Consider the following 22,514-nt stretch of genomic DNA (forward strand, 5'->3'; position numbering starts at 1 on the left):
CCACTGCACGCGCACCGGTCTGGCGCGTTGTTCCACCGTCTGATGCTGCTCATGCAAAAGCAACCGCCAGGCAACCGCTATCGCCGCTGTCATTGCTACTGCTACTACGCCCATTCACGACCCGTCCGCAAGCCGCGTTCAACCCGGATGGCGCCCAAGCCGAAACTCGATTGCGGTGTCCTCACCGTAACCGCTCGTCTGCGCGACCGACAAGCCCTGCGCGCCCAACGCGCTCAACCACGTCTGATAGACGCCTTCGAGAAACGCCGGGGTCCACGTCAACGCGGTGCCGCCGAATGCGAGCAGCGGCGAGCAGTAGTGAACGATGCGCAACGACTCCGGTTCGTCCGCCAGTTCCACGTAGCCCCAATCCATCTCATGCCAGACCAGATTCAACGTGTGCGCGAGCTCGGCGGTCGAGCCGCAGGCCGGCAGCGGATGCGCGGCCGCGAAACGGCTGCCGACCCGGTGCATCAGTTGACGGAGTTCATCGCGACCGATCTGCGCTTCGAACTCGGTCGCCAGGGCGCTCAGCATGCCGCGCCACTGTGGCGAGATCTGGCGTTCCAGCAGGTAATCGAGAATGGAGACCATGTTTTCCGGGAAGCGGCCGTCGCGCCTCCTCGTTCAACAGGCGGGCGATGACGGCCAGTGCAAAAAAACGTGTTTCGGGAATCGCGTTTTGTGCGCGGCCAGGTTGCTTTTACCGGCTTGTCTGGTTTGTCAAACATTGTCAGACACAATTCGCAGGAGTCTACTTAAGACGTTAAGTTTTAGCCACTTTCCATTTGTCTTTTGATACGCGCAATCGATTGCGGCGGATGCAGCGCAACAACGTAATTTTTTCTGATTGCGTTGCAAGAGCGCTTTCGCCTGAGCGTACGTCGTAAGATCGACCGCATCACGTGGTCTAACGGCATTTCGCGCGGATGTTTTAGCTTTTCTTTTTCGTGTTAAATGCAACGCTACGCCATAAGAGCAGGGCATAGGCACACAATTGTCTACGCAGTCATTGTTTCCGATTCTTTCCTGCTTCTTGCCGTTGATCCATTCATTGCGATGCTCAATCCACTCAGTCTTCTGCTGGTCACCGTTTTGTCGAGCGCCATGGCGATGGCCGTGCTCGGCTCGTTGCGGCGCGCGGCCATTCCCGGCGTCGGTTGCTGGATCGCCGCAAACGCGCTCGCGATCGTCGCGCTGATCGCCTTCTCGCTGCAAGGTCACGCGCCGCGCTGGCTGACTTTCGTCGCGTCGAACATGTTGCTGGCCGTCTCGCCGTTGCTGGTGGTGGCGGGCTGCCGGCGTTTTCTCGCGCGCCCCGCGCGGCCCTGGGTGGCCTACGCCGGGTTGGCCGTTCTGTTCGCCGGGCTGTGTTACTGGACCTTCGCCGTGCCGGACTTCAACGCGCGCGTCACGCTGGTGTCGGTGTTTCACGCGATCCTGTATGCCGTGCTGGCCGTGACCCTGTTGCGCGGCCGGCCTTTGAACCGGCCGTGCTACAGCTATTACTTCCTCACGGTCGCGGCCGCGTTGCTATGTGCTGGTCATACCTTGCGCGGCGTGATGTACGGCTTCGGCTTGCTGGTGCAGACCAACCTGATGCAGGTCACGCCGTCCAACATTATTTTTCTCGCGATCGGGGTGCTGGCGCCGCCCTGTCTGTCGATCGGCGTGGTGATGCTCGCGCACGACCGGCTGGCCGAGCGGCTCGAACGTCTGGCCAACATCGACGATCTGACCGGCGTGCTGGCGCGCCGCGCGTTCCTGAAGCTCGGCGACGTGCTGCTCGACGCGTCGCGGCAAAGCGGTTTGCCGCTGGCGCTGGCGATCATCGACATCGATTCGTTCAAGGCCGTCAACGACCGGCACGGTCACGCGGCCGGCGACCAGGTGCTGAGTCATTTCGCGACGTTCGTGGCCGCTCATCTGCGGGACGGCGATGTGCTCGGCCGACTCGGCGGCGAAGAGTTCGGCGTACTCTGTCCGGCGACCGGCGCTGCCGAAGCGGTGAGTCTGCTGGACCGGCTGCGGGCCCGGCTGACCGCGGCGACGGCGGCCGAGTTGCCGCCCGGCGGCTTGCGCTACACCTTTAGCGTCGGCGTGGACCAGCATCGGCAGGATGAATCGCTCGCGCAGTTGATGGCGCGTGCCGACAACGCGCTGTATGCCGCCAAGGCGGCCGGCCGCAATCGCGTGATGGCCGCCACGGCGCAAGCCGCATGAGGGACGCGGGAACAGGGTGAGGCAACCCAACGGCCTGAAGCAGCCGTAAGCGAACAGGCGTTCGTATCGATTTGCGTGGAAAGGTTAAATATTTGTCAGATGTTTGCCGATAACCATGGGCAGAGTGACCGGAACGAGCCTGATACCCATCAATATGCTTTCGAACTCCACGCAACATCTGTCCGATTCCGGTTTACGCGATCGCTTCCATCGACGATCGCTCGAACACCAGCGCCCACTCTCCACGGTGACGATGGCGTTCACGGTGGTCGCGTTCCTATGCTTCGTCGGGGCGCGCAACCTGGTCGGCGGTCCGGCCGCGCCGCTCGCCTACCGGCTCACGTGCGCGCTCGTGCTCGCCCTGCTGGTGCTGGCGATTCCGCGCGCCCGAACCATCTGGCTGTTCGGCGCGATCGGCATCGTCTACCTGCAGGTGCTGGTGGCCGGCATGGCGCTGAACGTCGCCGGTGTCGAGGCGCCGCTGCTGTGGGTGCTGCCGGCGCTGGCGGTGATCCCCATCTGCGCCGCGCCGCTGTGGCTCACGCCCACGCATTTCTTCACCGGCACTGTGCTGTTCTATGCGGCAGCCCTCGCGCTGCTGTCCGGCGAGCCGCGCCCGCATGACGTGAACGTCGTCGTGTGGATGTGGATCGCGGCGATCGGCATGCCGACTTCAGCGGTGTTTCACTTCGGGTTCTACCGGTTCCGGCGCAACCACTTCCTCCTTGAGAGCCAACTGGCGCAACTCGCGGCGACCGATCCGCTGACCGGTCTGCAGAACCGCCGCGCGTTCGTCAAGCAGGCCGAGCGCCGGCTCGACGGCGGCGCGCCCGACGAGCGCATCAGCGCGATCTTTCTGGACATCGACAGTTTCAAATCGCTGAACGACCGCTTCGGTCATGCGGTCGGCGACCATGCGCTGTATCAGGTCGCTCAGGTGCTGATGGAGGAGACCTCGGCGGAAGACAGCGTGAGCCGGATCGGCGGCGAGGAGTTCGCGGTGCTGCGGCGCGACGGGCTGGCCGGCGCGTTGCATCTGGCCGAGCGGCTGCGCGGCGCGATCGCCGCGATCGAGCGGCCGGACGGACATCTGACCGCGAGCTTCGGCGTGGCCGAGCACCGGCGTGGCGAAAGCATCATGGTGCTGCTGGATCGCGCCGACGAAGCCTTGCTGCGCGCCAAGCACTCCGGGCGCAACCGCGTGTGCGCCGAACGCGCGCTGCCGCTCGAAGCGCTGCAACTGCTCGGCGACGATTTTGCCGCGGACGGGGAGGTGCGCCGGCATCGCTGGGAGGAGTATTACCTGACCTCGCACTTCCAGCCGCTCTACAGCCTGTCGCATCAGAAGCAGGTCGGCTTCGAGGCGTTGCTGCGCGGCGAACAGGACGACGGCACGCTAGTGCCGCCCGTGGTGCTGTTCGCGCCGAAGCCGTCCAGCGACGAAGGTGCGCTCGACCGCGCGAGTCATGCGGTCCATCTGGGCAATGCGCGCAAGTCGCTGCCCGCCGACGCGTGGCTGTTCCTCAATATTTTGCCGGCCACCTTCATCGCCGAGGGGTATGCGGATCAGCTCGCGAAGATCGTGCGGGCGGTCGGGCTCGATCCTGAACGCGTGATCCTCGAAATTCTCGAGTCGCATGGCGGCAGTGTGGACGACATGTCGCGCGCGGCGGCGTTGTATCGCGAGCACGGCTTCCTGATCGCCGTCGACGATTTCGGCGCCGGTCAGTCGAATCTCGACCGCTTGCTGCGCATTCGTCCGGACATCGTCAAGCTCGACGGCGAACTGATTCGCGCGACCAGCCACGGCACCGAACAGCCGATCCTGCCGAAGCTCGTCTCGCTGCTGCACCAGGCGGGCATGCTGGTGGTGGTCGAAGGCGTGGAGACGACCGAGGAGCTGATTCTCGCGGTGGAGTCGAACGTGGATTTCGCGCAAGGCTATCTGCTCGGGCGGCCGGCGGCGGAGATTGCGCCGCCGGAGTCGGTGCATCGGCGTATCGACGACGCGTTCGACGTGATCGCGCAAGGCCGCGCGCATCAGCATGCGTTGTTCGAGTCCGAAGTGGAGCCTTACCGGGTGGGTTTGCGCGCCGCCGCCGATTCGCTGCTCGCGGGTGTCGTGATGGACGACGCGTTTGCTGCGCTGTCGCGCTTCGAGCGCTGCATCAGTTGCTTCATTCTCGACGACTCCGGCCGACAGGTCGGGCCCGAAGTACCGGGGCCGGCGCACAACAGCAAGGGCGCGTCGCTGCATCCGGTCGCGAATCCGCGCGATGCGCGCTGGGATCATCGGCCGTATTTCCGCAACGCGGTGTTGCTGCCGGGCGTGGCGGTGGCGAGCAATCCGTATCTGTCGCTGGCGAGTGGCCGGCCGTGTGTCGCGGTGACGTTGGCGGTGCAGTTCGCGGCCGGGCGCTCGGTGATTGGCGTGGAGCTGGACTGGTCGGCGCTGGGGTTGCCGTGGCCGGCGGGGGATTAGCGACGGGGCCGGGGGGGCGCGTCTGGTAGTGAGCCGTTAGCGAGCCGTCCCGCCTTATAGGCAAACGGTGACCGATTGCCGGTCACCGAGCGGTCAACTCAATACCCGCCTTTAACCGGCGCCGCCGCACCCGCCGTGTTTTTATACGACGCCGCCAGATCCGCCGCCGCGCGACTCAGCAAACCCGTGTCCGTGCCTACCGCCACGAACGTCGCGCCCGCCGCGAGATAGTCGGCCGCGAGCGCCGGATCCGGCGCCAGCACACCTGCCGCCTTGCCCGCACGCCGCACGATGTCGATGCCTTGACGGATCGCTGCGCGCACGCCCGGATCGCCGGGTTTGCCCAGCAAGCCCATCGACGCACTCAAATCCGCCGGCCCGAAAAACACACCGTCGACGCCATCCACGGCCGCGATGGCCGGCAGGTTCTCCATGCCTTGCACGGTTTCCACCTGCACCAGCACGCACAACTCGCTAGCCGCCGCGTTCAGATAATCGGGAATCCGATTCCAGCGCGAGGCGCGCGCCAACGCGCTGCCCACACCCCGAATGCCTTGCGGCGGATAACGCGTGGCGGCGACCGCGTCGGCGGCTTGCGCGGCGGTATCGATCATGGGCAGCAGCAGGGTTTGCGCGCCGATGTCGAGCAACTGCTTGATCAGCGCGCTGTCGCTGCGCACTGGCCGCACCACCGGATGCGACGGGTACGCGGCCACGGCCTGCAATTGCGCGAGCGTGCTGCGCACGTCGTTCGGTGCATGTTCGTTGTCGATCAGCAGCCAGTCGAAACCGGCCGTGGCCAGCAATTCGGTGACGTACCCATCGGCGAGCGCGGCCCACAGACCGAACTGCGGTTGGCCTTCGCTCAGCGCGCGTTTGAAGGGGTTGTGCGGTAGGGATAGGGACATAAGCCGCCTCAGATGAAATTCAAACCGATGCCGCCTAGCGGACCGTAGTCGACATGGAACGTGTCGCCCGCGCGCGCCGGGATCGGGCTCGTGAACGAACCGCTCAGGATCACGTCGTTGGCGTTCAGCGATTCGTCGTAGGGAGCGATCTTGTTTGCGAGCCAGGCCACGCCGGTCGCGGGATGGTTGAGCACGGCGGCGGCGAGACCGCTTTCTTCGACTGCGCCATTCTTGTACAGCAGCGCGCCGACCCAGCGCAGGTCGACGTCCAGCGGTCGCACCGGTCGCCCGCCGAGCACGATGCCCGCATTGGCCGCGAAGTCCGAGATCGTGTCGTAGACCTTGCGCGGTGCCTTGGTGTCACGGTCGAACTGTTCGATGCGCGCGTCGATGATCTCCACCGCGGGGGTTACGTAGGCGGTGGCGTCGAGCACGTCGAACAGCGTCACGCCGGGGCCTTTCAGCGGCTTGCTCAGCACGAACGCCAGTTCGACTTCCACGCGCGGGGAGATGAAGCGATCCGCGCGAATGTCCTGGCCGGCCTCGATAAACATGCTGTCGAGCAACGGCGCGTAATCGGGTTCGTCGATCTGCGACGAACGCTGCATGGCGCGCGACGTCAGGCCGATCTTGCGGCCCTTGATCACGTGGCCGGCGGCGAGTTTGAGCTTGACCCACTCGCGTTGAATCGCGTAGCCGTCCTGGACGGTCATGGTCGGAAACCGGGCGGAGAAGTGGCGCAGTTGCGTGCGGGTTTTCTCGGCGTGGTCGAGTTCTGCCGCGAGGTCGCGGATAGTCTGTTCGTCTAGCATGATGGGTTCTCGATGAGCCGCGTTTTTCCGGCCTTTTTAGGCCTTGAGCCGTGCGTGCAGATTGTTGTGCTTCCATGTGCCGGCTTCGCTGAACTCGTTGATTTCCAGCGACAACGCGAGGCCGTGCTGCTCGAATTCCGTGGCGAAGTGCTGTTTGATCAGCGCGAACAGGGCTTCGCCGGTGGCCTTTTTAGCGGCCTCCGAGCGGCCCGCGCCGATCTTCAGATTCGCGTGCAGGAACGCGGCGTCGGGGCGGCCGTCGGCAATGCAGTACTGTTCGCAGCGCAACGCGCGCACGCGGATGCCGCCGAGCGGATAGACCCGTTGTTCGTTTTCGCGCTGGGCGTCGAGGCACTGCGCGAGTGCGTTGCACAGTTGCCCGATGCTGTCGGCGTTCGCGAGATTGGCGCTGTATTCGAGTGTGAGATGCGGCACGTTAGGCTCCTAACTCTGATTCAGGCGACTTCAAACGGGCAGCGGCGTGACCGGAAAGATCGCATTGATCTGGCCGGTGCCCGAACTGCCGAAATACGGCGTGACGACTTCCACCTTGCCGTCGTAGCGATCCCAACCGAGTGCGCCGAGCAGCATCGCGGTGTCGTGCATGCCGCCTTCGCCCCAACATTTCTCGTTGTAGAGCGGCAGCATTTCGCAGAAGGTTTTCCAGTCGCCGGCTTCCCACATCTCGACCACTTTGCGGTCCATCTGTTCGAGGAACGGGTTCCACACCTTATGCATGAACTGCTCGGCGGTGCCGTTATCGGCGAAGTGGTGGCTGAGCGACCCGCTCGCCAGAATCGCGACGGTGCCGTCGTAGCGCTCTTCGATCGCCTTGCGCACCGCGAGGCCGAAGCGGGCGCTGGTGGCGAGGTCGTGCCACATGCACCAGCCCGCTACCGAGACGGTCTTGAAGTGCTGATCGGCGTTCATATAGCGCATCGGCACCAGCGTGCCGTACTCGAGTTCGAGCGTGGTCTGGCTGTGCGCGCGGCTTTTCACGCCCATTTCGTTCGCGACTTCGGCGATCAGGTCACCGAGTCCGACATTGCCGGGGTACGCGTACGGCATGTTCTTGATGAAATGCGGCAGTTCGTTGCTGGTGTAGACGCCTTCGAAATTCGGCGCGCAATTGATGTGGTATTCGCTGTTCACCAGCCAGTGCACGTCGAACACCACGATCGTATCCACGCCCAGTTCACGGCAGCGGCGGCCGATTTCATGATGACCGTCGATCGCCGGTTGACGGCAGCCCTTATGCGGGCCGTCGAGTTCGGACAGATATAACGACGGGACGTGCGTGACTTTTGCTGCTAATGCGAGCGTGCCCACTTTGATCTCCTGTCGACCCGAGTTAGCGCTTCAGCGCTTACTCGGGTCCCATGGCGCTTTCCTTGATCTCCGCAACGCAGTTGCGGCGCTATGTCGTGTGGCGCCTCAAACGCCCCAGCGCGGAATGTGATGCGAGCCGAGCGACACGCAGACGTTCTTCGGTTCGAGGAACACTTCATAGCTCCACGTGCCGCCTTCGCGACCCACGCCGGAAGCTTTTGTACCGCCGAACGGCTGACGCAGATCGCGCACGTTCTGACTATTGACGAAGCACATGCCGGCTTCGACCGCCGCGGCGACGCGCAGCGCGCGACCCGTGCTCTCGGTCCAGATGTAGCTCGACAGACCGTACGAAATATCGTTCGCAAGTCTGATCGCCTCGGCTTCGTCGTCGAACGGAATCAGGCAGGCGACCGGGCCGAAGATTTCTTCCTGCGCAATGCGCATGCGGTTGTCGACGTCGACGAACACCGTCGGCTTCACGAAGTTGCCTTTGCGCATGGCGTCCGGCAAATCCGGCGCGTCGAGTCCGCCGCACGCGAGCGTCGCGCCTTCTTTCGGGCCGAGTTCGATATAGCTGCGCACTTTCGCCAGATGCCCCTGGCTGATCATCGGTCCGACGATCGTGCTGTCGGCGAGCGGATCGCCCACCGTCAGGCGCTTCGCACGCTCCACGAATCGCTCGGCGAATCGCGCGTAAATCGAGCGCTGCACGAGAATGCGCGAACCGGCGGTGCAGCGTTCGCCGTTGTTCGAGAAGATCATGAACACGGCGGCGTCGAGCGCGCGTTCGAAATCGGCGTCGTCGAAAATCACGAACGGCGACTTGCCGCCCAGTTCCATCGAAAACTTCTTCAGGCCGGCGGTCTGCACGATACGGTTGCCGGTCGCGGTCGATCCCGTGAACGACACGGCGTGCACGTCGGGATGCGCGACCAGCGGCTCGCCGGTGTCTTTGCCGAAACCGTGCACGACGTTCAGCACGCCCGCCGGAATGCCCGCTTCGAGCGCGAGCTGGCCGAGCATCGACGCGGTGAGCGGCGACAGCTCGCTCATCTTCAGCACCGCCGTGTTGCCGAAGGCGAGGCAGGGCGCAACCTTCCACGTGGCGGTCATGAACGGCACGTTCCACGGCGAGATCAGCGCGCACACGCCGACCGGATGGAACAGCGTGTAGTTCAGATGTGTCTCGGTCGGATACGTATGGCCGTCGACGCGCGTGCACATCTCGGCGAAGTAGTTGAAGTTGTCGGCGGCGCGCGGCACGAGTTGCTTGCGCGTTTGCGAGATCGTCTGACCCGTGTCCTTCGTTTCGGTCTCGGAGATCTCCGGCACGTTCTTCACGATCAGCTCGCCGAGCTTGCGGATCAGCTTCGCGCGCTCGGCGGCGGGTTTGGCGGCCCAGGCGGGGAACGCGTCTTTGGCCGCACGCACGGCGGCGTCCACTTCCTGCGCGCTGCCGCGGGCGACTTCGGCGAGCACCTCTTGCGTGGCCGGATTGACCGTTTCGAAGTAATCCTGCGCGGCGCTCGTTTTGCCGTTGATCAGATGGTCGATTCGCATTGCCTTGTCCTTTCTCTATTCACTGTCGATCAGGCGATCAGCCGATCAGGCGCGGCCGAAGTCCGCGTCGGAGGCGATCGTATTGACGAGACGGCCAAGGCCGTCGATTTCGCAGACCACTTCGTCGCCGGCATTCACGTTGACGATGCCTTCCGGCGTGCCGGTGAGGATCACGTCGCCGGGCGCGAGCGTCATGAAGCCGCTCAGGTATTCGATCAGCGCCGGAATGTCGGTGACGAGATCGCGCGTATTGCCGTGCTGCTGGCGGGTGCCGTTCACGAACGTGCGCAATTCCAGTTGCGTGACGTCGGCGATATCGGCGGCGTCGACGAACCAGGGGCCGAGCACCGTGCCGCCGTCGCGATTCTTCACGCGCAGGTTGGGGCGGTAGTAGTTTTCGAGGTAATCGCGGATCGCGTAGTCGTTGGCGATCATGTAGCCGGCCACGTGCTGCATGGCGTTTTCGCGCGTCACGTTCTGCGCGGTGCGGCCGATCACCACCGCCAGCTCGCACTCGTAGTGCATGAAGGCGACGCCGGCCGGGCGGCGCGTGAAGCCGCGATGGCCGATCACCGTGCCCGGTCCCTTGAGGAACACGAGTGGCTCTTCCTGCTTGCTGAACTGCAATTCCCTGGCATGCTCGGCGTAGTTCAAGCCGAGCGCGAAGATCGTGCCGACGTCGATCGGCGCGAGCCAGACCACTTCATTCTCGCGACACACGCGGCCATCGGCCAGGCGCACGCCTTGTGCATCCGGATAGGCTTCGTGAATCGCGCCTGCATACGCTACACGGCCGCGCATCATGACGGTTCTCCTGCGTGTTTTGTTGCACCCGCTGCCGCGTCTGAAGCGGCGACAAACGAAATGGTCAGCGGCGGCAAGCCGCCGATAGAGAGCGTGGCGGTGTCGCCGACATGCGCGACCGGCGAACCGTGCGGCACGCCGAGCGTGATGACGTCGCCTGCGCTGAGGGTCATGAAATCGGTGACGTCGGCGAGCAATCGCGCCACGTTGCGCACCGACGACGCCGTGTTCGCCGTGAACGGTTCAGCGCCGTTGAGCGACACGGTGATGTCGAGACGATCCGGCACGGCAACATGATGCGCTGCAACGACCGCCGGTCCGATCACGCAAAAACCGTCGCGCGCGCGGAACCGCACCGAAGGGCGGTACACGCTCGCATGCGGCACGCTAAGGTCGCCCACCAGCGTGTAACCGGCAACGTAGTCCAATGCGCGATCCGCGTCGACCCGTGTTGCAGTGCGGCCGATCACGATACCGAGCGACGCACCCACTTCCACGCCCAACGCGTTGTCCGGCACGACGACCCGAGCGCGATGCCCGGCGAACGTATTGCGCGGCTTCAGATACAGCACCGGCGCTTGCGGCGGCGCCTTGTACGGCGCGGCGTGCATCGCATCGCCGAGCGCCGCGAGCGCGGCGCGGTCGTTCAGCAAGGTTCCATAAACCGCGCCGCTAACCGGCGCGCGGCATGCCATGCCACGGCCCAGCAGGGCGGCCGCGCTGGCGGCGTCCACATCGCGAGGCAGCGCGTCGCCTTCGGGATGCAGCAGATGATCGGCAAGTGCAAACATAGTCTGGCGGTCTCTCGGCAAAAACACTAACATGTTAGTAGTATCGCGCTTGATATGATCCATGGTCAATAGTCATGTCGGCTGATCGCGGGTTTTCCCTTAAGCTTCGACGGCTGCTTTTTTAATTCCTCTTCGAACATGTCCGCTGCCTCCACCCGAGTTTTGCACCGCAACCTGCCCATGCTGTTGTTGCGCGCCCGAGAAAAAATGATGGAGCGTTTTCGTCCATTGATTACCGCGCATGGATTGACCGAGCAGCAATGGCGCGTGATCCGCGCGCTCAACGAGCACGGGCCGATGGAGCCGCGTCATATCTCCGACATCTGCACGATTTCGAGCCCGAGCATGGCCGGCGTGCTCGCGCGGATGGAGAGCATGGAACTGGTGATCAAGGAGCGTTTCGCGGAAGACCAGCGGCGCGTGCTGGTGTCGCTGACCGAGACCAGCGTGGACCTGGTGCGGGTGATTTCAAAAGATCTTGAAGCGCATTACCGCGAGTTGGAGCGCAAGGTCGGACCGGAGATCGTCGAACGGGTTTATCGCGCGGTGGACGATCTGCTGGCCGGTCTCGAAGAAGAGGACGAGTAACGCCGTGGCTCAGTTGCCTGCGTCGGCGGTCGTAGGATTGCCGGCGGTTTCCCGCAGGCCGAGCAGCCAGGGAATCTGACTCTTGTCGTGCATGCCGAGCTTCTTGTACGCGCAACGCAGATAGTGGCGCACGGTAGTCGGTGAAATCGCCATGCGTTGCGCGACTTCCTTGTGCGAGAGGCCATCGCCATACAGTTTGATCGCGCTGAGTTCGCGCGGACTCAACCGGTCGAGCGGCGAACGCGGGCGCGCTTCGAGCTGAAACAGACCGACCACCGGCGAGCAACTCACGGTGACCGTTTCACCCACATAAGGCTGCCCCGTGTCCGCATGCAGATGTGCGATCAGCGGCGCCGGCAGATGCTGGTTCTGATAAACCGGCCACTCGCTGCGCAGAATCGTTTCGAATGCTTTATCCGCCTGGTGCACCGCACCGAAACCATCGCAGATTGCGCGGGCCGGCGTGGCGACGCTTTCGCCGCGCTCGCGCGTCAACTGGAATGAACGGCTGATCGTGAGCGCCGCGCTTAGGTGCGGAATCACGTCTTCGAGCGTTTGCGCGTCGGCGGGGGAGAAGGGTTTGTCGAGCGCGCGACGGTACACCGATAGAAATGTCGTGAGGCCGAAGCGATGATCGAGCGCCGATACCACCATCAGTTGCGCGAGCCCGTATTTGATCGCCCAGTTGCGAAAACGCGGATCGATGCCCGGCGCGACGATCGATACCTCCAGCGCGCGCCCATAGCGATTCATCGAACCGATCGCGAGCGGATCGCAGTCGCGCACACGCTGCCAGTCGGTGAAGAATTCGCCCGGCAGGCCATACACGAAGCTGTTGTGCATCACGGGACCGTTCGCCGTGTGCGTCGTCACGCCGGTCCAGCCGGCGTCGAACGGCAAGTGGCGCGATAGCAGGCGGAAGAAGCCGTGTTCGAATTCGCCGATACCGGTGCGGTTGGCGAGCGCGTACAGGTCGAGCAGAAACAGACTCAGGGCGCGCGTGGCGGTGCCGTTGCCGGCCAGCGGACCTTCGAAGTCGGCGCTGCGCTGGTCGAGCGGCGCGCTCGCGTAATCGTCGAGTGGAATCGCGGCGGGCATTTCGCCCCACTGATCGATAAACCGCTTGGTGTCTGCGATGCCTGTCACGCTGGCTCCTTCGGCTGTCGATAACGCGCGCTTCGCGAGTGTTTCGCGAATGTCCCGCTTGTGTCCCGCTGATGTCCCGCGAGTGCTGCGTGCCGATCGATTATACGTGGCGCTTTTTTTGAAAAGCGCTGTGCCGGAAAGCACGCTTTGCCCCCCTCATTTGAACGGCCCTCTACCGTGAATTGCGCGCCGCAGCACAACTAGCAAGGTATCAACGCGGGTTGCGCAAACGCGCGCAGCGGGCCGCATCGACCGATCAAGCCGCGTCGTGCGGGTTTTCCATACCGTTCATCTGGACGTCTATTCAGCGCAATTGCCGCTACCGACACTGCCGTTGCACTCGATACGGGATGCAGGCCGCCGCGGCGGACCTACGACAACAACATCGGACGGTTTGGAGCCTCTCAATGAAACGAAACGAATCACGGCAGCGCGGCGGTCGACGAACGTGGGCCGCGGCATTGAGCGCGGCGGCTTGCGTCGCCAGCGGCACTGCGCATGCGCAATCGACCGTGACGTTGTACGGGTTGATCGACGCGGGCGTTCAGTACCGCACCAACGCGGACGGTCAGCACAGCGCGGTGAATCTGCAGAACTACGGCGTGCTGCCGTCGCAGGTCGGCCTGACCGGCACGGAAGATCTGGGCGGCGGATTGCAGGCGCTGTTCCGCCTGGAGCAGGGCATCAATGTGAACGACGGCACGGCCACCGTGCCGGGCTATGCATTCTTTCGCGGCGCTTACGTCGGTTTGAGCGGCAAGTTCGGCACCGTCACGCTCGGGCGGCAGTTCAGTGTGCTGTTCGACCGCACTGTGTTCTACGACCCGCTGCTGTACGCCGCGTACAGCGGTCAGGGCGTGCTGGTGCCGCTGTCGGCGAACTTCATCGACAACTCGGTGAAGTTCAAATCCGCCGACTACGGCGGCTTCAGCGCTGAAGCGCTGGCGGCGACCGGCGGCGTGGCCGGCAACTCGCGCTCGGGCCGCGTGCTGGAAATCGGCGCGCAGTACAGCGGCAATGGTTACGGGATCAGCGCGGCGCTGCATCGCGCACAAGGCATGGTGTCCGGCGATGTCGACACGTCGGGATTGCAGCAGACCATCGGCACGTTGGCCGCGCATTGGGATATCGCGACGCTGTCGCTCTACGGCGGCGCGGAACGTCAAACCGGTTCGCTCGCGCCGTCTAAAACCGTCGCATGGGGCGGCGCGCGCTATCAGGCGACGCCGTTCGTCGGCTTCGCGGGCGGCATCTACCAGACCTGGTCGAGCACGCCGAGCGTCGGCCACCCGACGCTGTTTATCGCGAGCGGTACGTATGCGCTGTCCAAACGCACGGTCGCTTACGTGAATCTCGGTTACTCGCGCAACAGCAGTCAAAGCTCGCAACCGGTCTATGAATACGATCCGACGCCGTTGAATGGTGCCTCGCAGTTCGGCGCGATGCTCGGCATGTATCACACGTTCTGAGTTGGCCCGGCGCCGGCGTGGCGCTTCAGCTTGCGGTAGTGCCGGTGTTTAGCGTTTCCTGTCTTCACCGCGCTGTCGTTGCAACCGCAACCGTTACCGTTACCTCTGAGCCTCAATGAAAACTCCTTCGACTTCCTTCGCTCCGTCGGCCGCCGCGCCGCGCGAATTTGCGACGTCCACGCTGCTATCGCTGGTCGTGTTCGCGGCGATCACGCCGTTGTTGCTGCTGGTCGCGCCGGCGGTTGCCGCGCAACTCGGCGGCCAGCTCGGTCTGAGCGCGTCGCAGATCGGCACGTACTTTTTCGTCGAACTCGGCGCGTTCAGTTGCGCGACCTTGCCTTCGCTGCTGTGGCTCGGACGGGTCGACGCACGACGCGTCGCGGCATTCGCCACGGCGGTGTTCTGTATCGGCAATGCCGCCACGGCCGTGCTGATGCCGGGTTTTGTCGCGCTGCTGGTGCTGCGCGCGTTGACCGCGCTCGGCGGCGGCACGCTGATGGTGCTGTGCATGACGAGCGCGGCGACGAGCGCTAATCGGGATCGCGTGTATGGGCTTTGGGTGGTCGGGCAGTTGGTGGCCGGTGCGCTCGGTCTGTTCCTGCTGCCGCATTTGTTCGACGCGTTCGGTTTGCGCGCGCTGTATGTGGTGCTGGCGGTGTTGGCGTTGCTTGCTTCGCCGTTGACGCGTGGGTTCGATGCGGCTTTGGGTAGCGCGAATCGTGCGAATCGGGCGGGAGGGGCGAGTGGTGGAAGTGGTGCAGGCAATGCAAGCGGTACGGCTTTCCAGCAATCGCAAAACGATGCCTCCAACTCACGCAGCACATGGCAACTGGCCACGCTGGTAATCAGCGGCGTGCTCGCTTTTTACGTGGCGATTGGCGGCGTCTGGACCTTCGCGAGCAAGGCCGCGTCGCTCGCCGGACTCGACGCGGGACATACCGGCGAACTGCTCGCCATTGCCAGCGTGATGGGGATTATCGGCGCGGCGTGCGCGTCGCTGATCGGCAACCGGCTCGCGCGTGCGGCGATGCTGCTGACGGGTTACGCGATTCTCGTCGCGGCGTTGCTCGGCCTGTCGACCCATCCGGGCGCGACCGGCTACGCCGCCGCGATTTTCGCCTTCAAGTTCGCATGGACCTTCGTGCTGCCGTTCATTCTCGCGGCCGCCGCGAAAACCGATACGTCGGGCCGATTGATCGCCACCTTGAACTTCGTGATCGGCGCGGGCCTCGCGGTCGGTCCGTTGATTGCAGGGGTGCTGCTCGACGCCGGCGCGGGACTTTCCAGTTTATTTCTGGGCGCGGCGGCGATCAGCGCGCTGTCGTTCGTGTGCCTGCTGCGAGTGGAGCGCAGCGGGCGCGAAGTAACGGCCGCGCAGCGTTGAAAGCGCGCGTGGCCGGTCGATCTGAATCCACGAGTGAACTACAGGTAACGGACATCATGAGCAAGACAGCTTTTTTCACGGACGAACGCACTTTCTGGCACACGGGCGGCACGCATGCGCTGTTCTTTCCGATCGGCGGCTGGGTACAGCCGCCGTCGAGCAGCGGCTACGCGGAGTCGCCCGACTCGAAGCGCCGCCTGCTCGCGCTGATCCAGACCTCGGGGCTCGCCGATGCGCTCGCCATGCAGGGTGCGCCGCTCGCGACTCAGGACGATCTGCTGCGGGTTCATCCGCGTGACTATCTGAGCCGTTTCAAGGCGCTCAGCGACACGACCGGCGGCGATCTCGGCGACCTCGCGCCGTTCGGCAAGGGCAGTTACGAAATCGCGGCGCTGTCGGCGGGTCTCGCCATTGGCGCGCTCGACGCCGTGCTCGCGCGGCGTGCGAGCAATGCGTTCTCGTTGTCGCGGCCGCCCGGCCACCATTGTCTGCGTGACAAGCCGATGGGCTTCTGCCTGTTCGCCAACATTCCGGTCGCGATCGAAGCGGCGCGCGCGAAGCATCGCGTGGAACGGGTCGCGGTGATCGACTGGGACGTGCACCACGGCAACGGCACGCAGTCGATCTATTACGACGATCCGAACACGCTGACCGTTTCGTTGCATCAGGATCGCTGCTTTCCGCCGGGCTATAGCGGTGCGGACGAACGCGGCGCGGGCGCTGGCATCGGCGCCAATCTGAACGTGCCGTTGCTACCGGGCGGCGGCCACGACGCGTACCTGTATGCATTCGAGCGCATCGTGCTGCCCGCGCTGGACGCGTTCAAGCCCGAGCTGATCGTGGTGGCGAGCGGGCTCGACGCCAGCGCGGTCGATCCGCTCGCGCGCATGCTGCTGCACAGCGAAAGCTATCGCACGATGACGCAGTTGATGCGCGACGCCGCCGAGCGGCATTGCGACGGCCGTCTCGTGATCGTCCACGAGGGCGGCTATTCGGAAGCATATGTGCCGTTCTGCGGCCACGCGATTGTGGAAACGCTGGCGGACGTGCGTACTCAGGTGAGCGACCCGATGCTCGATCTGGCCATCGCGCAGCAGCCCAACGCGCGTTTTCAGGCGTTTCAGCGCGGGTTGATCGATGAGCTTGCGGAAGAGTTCGGGTTTTCGCGCCTGACAAGCGTGTGAGCTTTGGAGCCTTTGAGCCTTTGAGCGCGGCGGACAACGGGCACGTTGTCATCCTTCTGGTGGATGCCGCCGCGCCCGTGGCCTCCGTACAGTAGTCACAGGCGCTGCGGCGGATAACAACCGCAGCAATTCATCGAACTACTGGAGCAATACCGTCATGACATCTCAACCCGTTTTCATCCAGGTCGGCGCGCTGGCCGATGGCTTTGCACCCGACAGTCACATTCTTTCGCCAGTCGACGATCTGAGCGGCCGCACGCTGCGGCTCGATTTCACCGACGGCTTGGCGGTAACGCTGACGTTCGTGTCGGCGGACGTGGTGCGGACCGAACACGGCGAATTCGAATGCCGGGTCACGTCGGTGCGCGACGGCATCTATTTCGTCGATTACATCGGCGGCGATGCGGGCGTCGACAAGCACGGCGACGGCGGCGCGCGGCCGGTTTCCACGAGCTACGTGCTCGACGTGACGCAGGGCTTGTGTACGTCGGTCACCGGTACGCTGCCGAACGAAAGCGAAGCCCGCACGGATGCATTCACGCGTGTTGAGCGCGGGATGGAACTGACGAGCGTGCAGGCGACTTTTCGCCACGGCCGGATTGCGCAGCAGGGCAGCGCGGCAGCAGCCCAGCCGACTTTGCATCAGCCGACGCGCGAGCTGATCGGCATGCGCAATCTGTACACGTACAGCGCCACCGAACGCTACGAGCACGTCTACCTGAACGAAAACTTCTACGCGTGGCAGTGTCTGTCGGGTGTGGAAGCCGGTCTCGCGGACGTGGATCGCTGCCATTACATTGCCATCGCCGACGATCTGTTCCTGTTCGTCTGGCGCGAAAAAATCATTCCGACGCTCGGCGTGGTGATGATCGATCTCGCGCGCAATAAGACCGACGGCAAGATTTTCGGCTACCAGGGCAGCCAGTTCGGCGCGCTGTCGAACTTTCCGGTTGGCGCGCTGGCGCAGGTGCTCAACGTGACGCAGTACCCGCAATGAACGGCGCCGCACAAACGCCGCTACAGGTGCGCGATTTCGCTGGCAAGGCGGTGCTGGTCACGGGCGGCGCGCAAGGCATCGGCTTCGGCATCGCCGCGGCGTTTGCGGCGCGCGGCGCGGAAGTGGCGATTGCCGATTTGCGCGGCGAGGCGGCTTCGGTTGCCGCGCAGCGCATCGCGCAACAGGGCAGCGGCACGGCACGCGCTTATGAAGCGGACCTCGCCGAGCACGCGCAAATCGCGCGCCTCGTCGCCGAGGTGGAAGCGGATTTCGGTCGCCTCGACGTGGTCGTGCACAACGCCGCGTATTTCCCGCTCACCGCATTCGACGCGATCACGCCCGCCATGTTGCAGCGCACGTTAGCGGTGAATCTCAGCGCGCTGTTCTGGCTCGCGCAGGCGGCGACGCCCGCGTTTATCCGGCAGGGCGGCGGGCGGATGCTGGCGACGTCGTCGGTGACAGGGCCACGGGTCGCCTATCCGGGGCTCGCGCATTACGCGGCGTCGAAGGCGGGCGTGAACGGCTTCATTCGCGCGGCTGCATTGGAACTGGCTCGATACAAGATCACGGTCAACGGCGTCGAGCCCGGCATGATCCGCACGCCTGCCATGGACAATCTCGGCGACGACGCGCACAACCGGCGTATCGAACAGGGCATTCCGCTCGGGCGTCTGGGCGAGCCGTCGGATATCGCGGCGGCCATGCTGTTTCTCGCTTCGGATGCCGCGTCGTATATCACCGGGCAGACCATCGTGGTCGACGGCGGCGCGACGCTGCCTGAGTCGACCGCTGTGCTGGGGTAGGGCACGGCGGCCTTGTTCAATTCGAAGCGCTCGCGAGTAACTCTCACGAGCGCTTACAGGTGCATCAAAGACGCATCACAGATGCTCGAACGCCAACGTCGGCACATCGACAATCGACGAGCCACCGTCGGCGACCAGCGTGGCCCCCGTCACGATCGACGCCGCCGGCGACGCCAGAAACTCGCACACGCCGGCGATTTCCTCGGCGGATGCGGGGCGGCGCAACGGCACATCGGCGCAGACACGCCGGTAGGCCGCATCGAGCGATTCGTCGTAGTGCTGCATCAGCGGCGCCATTTCCGCGTCGGCCATCGGCGTGCGGACCCAGCCGGGGCACACCGCGTTGACGCGCACGCCATGCGGGCCGTAATCGCGCGCGAGCGAACGGGTCAGGCCGATCAGCGCGTGCTTCGACGTGGTGTAGCCGCACACAGCCGGACCGGCCGCGAGCGACGCGATCGACGCCACCAGCACGATCGCGCCGCGTCGTTCGATCAGATCCGGCAGGCAAGCGCGCGCGGCGACGAAGGCGGTGTCGAGATTGGCGCGCATCGCGGCGGACCACGCGGCGTCGTCGGTGTCGGTGGCGCTGCCCATGCCGAAGCCGCCCGCGCAGGCGATCAGCGCGTCGGCGCCGCCGCCTTGCACTTTGATCGCGGCGTTGAAGCGGGTCCAGTCGGCGCTGCTGGCGGCGTCGCCGTCGAGCACGAGGCCACCGGTTTCGCGCGCCACCCGTTCGAGCGGTTCGCGGCGCCGGCCGATCAGTGCCACGCGCGCGCCGCGTGCCGCGAAAAGACGGGCGCAGGCTTCACCGATACCGGTGCCCGCGCCTGTGATGACCACCGTGCGTTGTTCGGACATGGGGTTCCTTATGAATGTCGTGTTGAGTTGAATTCGCGGAGGCGAGGAGGTGAAGCATGAAACCAGAGTCTAGGCACGCTGGCGGCGGTGCGAAATCAGGCAAAAGGATGACAACGCAAGCATCGTCCGCGGGTTCGGCGCAGGCGTTCGTTGCACGCGCTCGGTGGTGCACACGCTCGGTGAGCACGTTGAGCCGCATCGATTTGCCAATTCGTGCTCACGCAGCGCCGACCCCCGTTTGTACGATGGGTTCGAGCTGGCGAACCGGGAGCGCGCAATGCTGAATCTGATCCGCGACGAAGCTGCATCGACAGGCGCCTTTCTGCCCGCGCTGGACGCCGCCGTGAACGCGCTCGCGCAACTGGTGCGGCCCTCCGCGACGGTGTTTTACTGGGTCGGTGCGGACCATCAGCCGTCGGGATTCGAACTCTTCGGTATGACGGAGGCGATGCATCGAATGTATTTGCAGCGCTATTGCGCGCTCGATCCGATGCATCCCGCGCGCTTCGCAGGCCATCCGGGCAGCGTGCTGACGCTGGCGGGCGAGTTGCCCGAACCCGCGCGCGGCGGCTCGGTGTACTGGCGGCGGTTTCTGAATCCGCATCAAGTGGTCGACGTGATGGAAGTGCTGCTGCGCGATGGCGCGCGGCCGGCGGCGGCGTTTTCGTTGCTGCGCATGGCGCCCGCCGACACTTTTTCCAGTGACGACCAGCAGCGCGCGCAGGCCATCCAACCGCTGCTCGAAGCCGCGCTCGTGCCGGCGTTGCGCGATCAGCGTCCGATGCGCACGCATTCGCGCGCCGAGTCCGAGACGGCGCTTCGTCCGACGCTCACGCACCGCGAACAGCAGATCGCGCGACTGGTGCGCAACGGTCTGTCGAACAAGGAAATCGCTCGCGATCTCGCGCTCGCGCAGCCCACTGTCAAGACCCACTTGTTGCGTATGTTCCGCAAGCTCGGCGTGTCGAGCCGCACGGAAATGATCGGCGCGCTGTTTCTGTGAGGAGGCCGGGTTCATGATCGACAGCGAATTGCGACAAAGCTTGCGTGGTGAACGGGCTGAGCGCGGCGAACCGCGTGGACCCGGCGGTTTTTTGGAAAGCACGGAAAGCACGGAAACCGCCGAGCCGATGCTGCTCTACGCGGTGGCGGCGCTCGCCGTGCAGCGCGCCGACGGCTCACCGGGCGAGCGGTGGTTCCAGCGTCGTCCGTCAGCGCTAGCCGCCGTGATTTCACGCGAAGAGGACGTGTCGGACATTCTGCTGCGCTTGCCCGATAGCTGGAACATCGTCGACGGCGCGCGCTGCGTCGGCTTGCACGACGACGTCGACATTCTGGGAGGCGATCCCCGCTTCAACCGTGGCTTCGTGGAAGCAAACTGCGCGATCGTCGGTCATAGCGACGGCGTGCGCTTCGCGCTGCTGATGCAGATCAACGCGGCCGAAGCGGTGCTGCTGCCGGAGCGTCTGTTCGTGCAGCGCGACGCGTTCGAGGCCTGCCTGAAGGCATGAATCCATGAACGCGCGAACTCAAGCCCCGCTAGATGTTTTCCCTGACCCCACGGACGGCCTGCCGATTTGCGCTAACGCTGCGTGAGCGGGCCTGACTACATTGATTCTTCAGTCACGCGCAACACCAACAAGAGACCCAGGATATGAGTAACGATGCAACGGTGGTCGTCAGCGACGCGGTTCGCGCGTTCGTGCAACGCGACTTCGGTTTGTTTATCGGCGGTACGCAGCAAGCGGCGCAGTCGGACCGGCGTCTGGACGTGTTCAATCCGGCGACCGGCGAACGTCTCGCCACGGTCGCGGATGCGGACGCCAGCGACGTCGATCGCGCGGTCGTCAACGCGCGCGCCGCATTCGACGCCCGCGTGTGGAGCGGCCTGCGTCCCGCCGACCGCGAACGCATTCTGCTGCGTCTGGCCGACCTGCTCGAAGCCAACGCCGAAGACCTCGCGCAGCTCGAAACGCTGAATCAGGGTAAGTCGATCAACATAGCCCGCGCGGTGGAAGTCGGCGCGACGATCGAATATGTGCGCTATATGGCGGGCTGGGCGACCAAGATCACCGGCGAAACGCTCGACGTGTCGATTCCGTTTCCGCCCGGCACGCGTTACACGGCCTATACGCGCAAGGAGCCGGTCGGCGTGGTGGCGGGCATCGTGCCGTGGAATTTCCCGCTGATGATCGCCGTCTGGAAGCTCGTGCCGGCGCTCGCCGCAGGTTGCACCATCGTGATCAAACCGTCGCCGGAAACGCCGTTGACCGCGCTGCGGCTGGCCGAACTGGCGCTCGAAGCGGGCGTGCCCGCCGGCGTCTTCAACGTCGTGACCGGCGGACGCGAATGCGGCGCCGCGCTGGCCGCGCATCCGGGCATCAACAAGATTTCGTTCACCGGTTCCACGCCGACCGGCAAGCTGGTCGGCACGGCCGCGGTGCAGAACATGACGCGCTTTTCGCTGGAACTAGGCGGCAAGAATCCGGCGGTGATGCTGGCCGATATCGACGTCGAGCAGGCCATTCAAGGCGCGCTCGCGGGCGGCTTCTTCAACCAGGGGCAGGTGTGCGCGGCGGCCTCGCGCATCTATGTGCATCGCAGCAAGTACCGGCAAGTGGCCGAAGGTCTCGCCGATATCGCCAGTTCGATGACGCTCGGCCCAGGCCTCGACCCGAATGCGCAGATCAATCCGCTGGTGTCCGCGCAGCATCGCGAGCGTGTCACGCAGCACATCGCACGCGCGCAGGCAGCGGGCCTCAAATTTCTGGCCGGCGGCAAACCGGTCGATCTGCCGGGCTACTACGTGCGCCCGGCGGTGATCGCCGACGTCCCGCACGACGCCGCGATTTTGCGCGACGAAGTGTTCGGTCCGGTGCTCGCGATCGTGCCGTTCGACGATCCGCTCGACGCGCTGCGCCTCGCCAACGACACGCCCTATGGTCTCGCCGCGAGCCTGTGGAGCAACGACCTCAAGACGGTGATGAACCTCGTGCCGCAAATGGATGCGGGCACCGTGTGGGTGAATTGCCATGTGCCGCTCGACCCGGCCATGCCGTTCGGCGGCTTCAAACAATCGGGCATGGGCCGCGAATTCGGCAAGTACGCGATTGAAGGCTTCACCGAAACCAAATCGGTGTGTATCGCGCATTGAGCGTCACACCAGCATC

At 64.7% G+C, this 22,514-nt stretch carries 21 protein-coding genes; 11 read left to right on the forward strand and 10 right to left on the reverse strand.

Annotation, left to right across the window (positions count from 1 at the left end; translation table 11 throughout):
- Positions 1-138 precede the first annotated feature (138 nt).
- Positions 139-594, reverse strand: a complete 456-nt coding sequence (gene bcsD / locus GGD40_RS33410) for a cellulose biosynthesis protein BcsD (RefSeq protein ID WP_105508554.1) — start codon at positions 592-594, stop codon at positions 139-141.
- Positions 595-1,059: 465 nt separating this feature from the next.
- Here bcsD and GGD40_RS33415 point away from each other — a divergent pair, with 465 nt between their 5' ends.
- Positions 1,060-2,223, forward strand: coding sequence for a GGDEF domain-containing protein (locus GGD40_RS33415; protein ID WP_179746582.1), 1,164 nt, complete (start codon positions 1,060-1,062; stop codon positions 2,221-2,223).
- A 154-nt stretch (positions 2,224-2,377) separates the two neighbouring features.
- A complete protein-coding gene (locus GGD40_RS33420; protein WP_179746584.1) occupies positions 2,378-4,705 on the forward strand; it encodes a bifunctional diguanylate cyclase/phosphodiesterase in 2,328 nt (775 codons plus the stop codon).
- A 98-nt stretch (positions 4,706-4,803) separates the two neighbouring features.
- Here GGD40_RS33420 and hpaI read toward each other — a convergent pair whose 3' ends face one another.
- From hpaI to GGD40_RS33455, 7 genes are all read right to left on the reverse strand, one after another.
- A complete protein-coding gene (gene hpaI / locus GGD40_RS33425; protein WP_179746586.1) occupies positions 4,804-5,613 on the reverse strand; it encodes a 4-hydroxy-2-oxoheptanedioate aldolase in 810 nt (269 codons plus the stop codon).
- Between the two features lie 8 nt (positions 5,614-5,621).
- Positions 5,622-6,425: a 2-oxo-hept-4-ene-1,7-dioate hydratase gene (hpaH, locus tag GGD40_RS33430; protein WP_035556232.1), complete on the reverse strand. Its 804-nt coding sequence runs from the start codon at positions 6,423-6,425 to the stop codon at positions 5,622-5,624.
- A gap of 36 nt (positions 6,426-6,461) precedes the next feature.
- On the reverse strand, positions 6,462-6,860 hold the full coding sequence (locus GGD40_RS33435) for a 5-carboxymethyl-2-hydroxymuconate Delta-isomerase (protein ID WP_179709726.1): 399 nt from the start codon (positions 6,858-6,860) through the stop codon (positions 6,462-6,464).
- A gap of 30 nt (positions 6,861-6,890) precedes the next feature.
- Positions 6,891-7,754, reverse strand: coding sequence for a 3,4-dihydroxyphenylacetate 2,3-dioxygenase (gene hpaD / locus GGD40_RS33440; RefSeq protein ID WP_179709724.1), 864 nt, complete (start codon positions 7,752-7,754; stop codon positions 6,891-6,893).
- A 105-nt stretch (positions 7,755-7,859) separates the two neighbouring features.
- Positions 7,860-9,317 carry a 5-carboxymethyl-2-hydroxymuconate semialdehyde dehydrogenase gene (gene hpaE, locus GGD40_RS33445; protein WP_179709722.1) on the reverse strand — a complete coding sequence of 486 codons (1,458 nt, stop codon included), beginning with the start codon at positions 9,315-9,317 and terminating at the stop codon, positions 7,860-7,862.
- A 45-nt stretch (positions 9,318-9,362) separates the two neighbouring features.
- The gene (locus GGD40_RS33450) at positions 9,363-10,121 is read right to left on the reverse strand and encodes a fumarylacetoacetate hydrolase family protein (RefSeq protein WP_179746588.1); all 759 of its coding nucleotides are present in this window, start codon (positions 10,119-10,121) and stop codon (positions 9,363-9,365) included.
- A complete protein-coding gene (locus GGD40_RS33455) occupies positions 10,118-10,912 on the reverse strand; it encodes a fumarylacetoacetate hydrolase family protein (protein WP_179746590.1) in 795 nt (264 codons plus the stop codon). The genes GGD40_RS33450 and GGD40_RS33455 overlap by 4 nt, the downstream gene beginning before the upstream one ends.
- A 180-nt stretch (positions 10,913-11,092) precedes the next feature.
- Here GGD40_RS33455 and hpaR point away from each other — a divergent pair, with 180 nt between their 5' ends.
- On the forward strand, positions 11,093-11,500 hold the full coding sequence (gene hpaR, locus GGD40_RS33460; RefSeq protein ID WP_179746592.1) for a homoprotocatechuate degradation operon regulator HpaR: 408 nt from the start codon (positions 11,093-11,095) through the stop codon (positions 11,498-11,500).
- 9 nt (positions 11,501-11,509) lie between these two features.
- On the opposite strand, the gene GGD40_RS33465 is transcribed toward hpaR, so the two are convergent.
- Positions 11,510-12,598: a response regulator transcription factor gene (locus GGD40_RS33465; protein WP_179747143.1), complete on the reverse strand. Its 1,089-nt coding sequence runs from the start codon at positions 12,596-12,598 to the stop codon at positions 11,510-11,512.
- A 455-nt stretch (positions 12,599-13,053) separates the two neighbouring features.
- On the opposite strand from GGD40_RS33465, the gene GGD40_RS33470 reads away from it, so the two are divergent.
- The 5 genes from GGD40_RS33470 (at position 13,054) to GGD40_RS33490 (ending at position 18,483) form a co-directional block, all read left to right on the forward strand.
- The gene (locus GGD40_RS33470) at positions 13,054-14,115 is read left to right on the forward strand and encodes a porin (RefSeq protein WP_179746594.1); all 1,062 of its coding nucleotides are present in this window, start codon (positions 13,054-13,056) and stop codon (positions 14,113-14,115) included.
- A 115-nt stretch (positions 14,116-14,230) separates the two neighbouring features.
- A complete protein-coding gene (locus GGD40_RS33475) occupies positions 14,231-15,499 on the forward strand; it encodes an MFS transporter (protein ID WP_179746595.1) in 1,269 nt (422 codons plus the stop codon).
- A 56-nt stretch (positions 15,500-15,555) separates the two neighbouring features.
- Positions 15,556-16,683, forward strand: coding sequence for a class II histone deacetylase (locus GGD40_RS33480; protein WP_179746596.1), 1,128 nt, complete (start codon positions 15,556-15,558; stop codon positions 16,681-16,683).
- Between the two features lie 157 nt (positions 16,684-16,840).
- The gene (locus GGD40_RS33485; protein ID WP_179746597.1) at positions 16,841-17,680 is read left to right on the forward strand and encodes a MoaF C-terminal domain-containing protein; all 840 of its coding nucleotides are present in this window, start codon (positions 16,841-16,843) and stop codon (positions 17,678-17,680) included.
- Entirely contained in the window at positions 17,677-18,483 is an 807-nt protein-coding gene (locus tag GGD40_RS33490) for an SDR family oxidoreductase (protein ID WP_179746598.1), read from the forward strand. Before GGD40_RS33485 ends, GGD40_RS33490 begins: the two co-directional genes overlap by 4 nt.
- Positions 18,484-18,558: 75 nt before the next feature.
- Here GGD40_RS33490 and GGD40_RS33495 read toward each other — a convergent pair whose 3' ends face one another.
- The gene (locus GGD40_RS33495; protein ID WP_179709702.1) at positions 18,559-19,344 is read right to left on the reverse strand and encodes an SDR family NAD(P)-dependent oxidoreductase; all 786 of its coding nucleotides are present in this window, start codon (positions 19,342-19,344) and stop codon (positions 18,559-18,561) included.
- A gap of 277 nt (positions 19,345-19,621) precedes the next feature.
- On the opposite strand from GGD40_RS33495, the gene GGD40_RS33500 reads away from it, so the two are divergent.
- From GGD40_RS33500 to GGD40_RS33510, 3 genes are all read left to right on the forward strand, one after another.
- The gene (locus tag GGD40_RS33500; protein ID WP_179709700.1) at positions 19,622-20,347 is read left to right on the forward strand and encodes a helix-turn-helix transcriptional regulator; all 726 of its coding nucleotides are present in this window, start codon (positions 19,622-19,624) and stop codon (positions 20,345-20,347) included.
- 13 nt (positions 20,348-20,360) lie between these two features.
- Positions 20,361-20,855, forward strand: a complete 495-nt coding sequence (locus GGD40_RS33505) for a hypothetical protein (protein ID WP_257030657.1) — start codon at positions 20,361-20,363, stop codon at positions 20,853-20,855.
- A 143-nt stretch (positions 20,856-20,998) separates the two neighbouring features.
- A complete protein-coding gene (locus GGD40_RS33510) occupies positions 20,999-22,498 on the forward strand; it encodes an aldehyde dehydrogenase family protein (RefSeq protein WP_179746599.1) in 1,500 nt (499 codons plus the stop codon).
- The last annotated feature ends 16 nt before the right edge of the window (positions 22,499-22,514 follow it).

The sequence above is a fragment of the Paraburkholderia bryophila genome (assembly GCF_013409255.1).
Classification (GTDB): Bacteria; Pseudomonadota; Gammaproteobacteria; order Burkholderiales; family Burkholderiaceae; genus Paraburkholderia.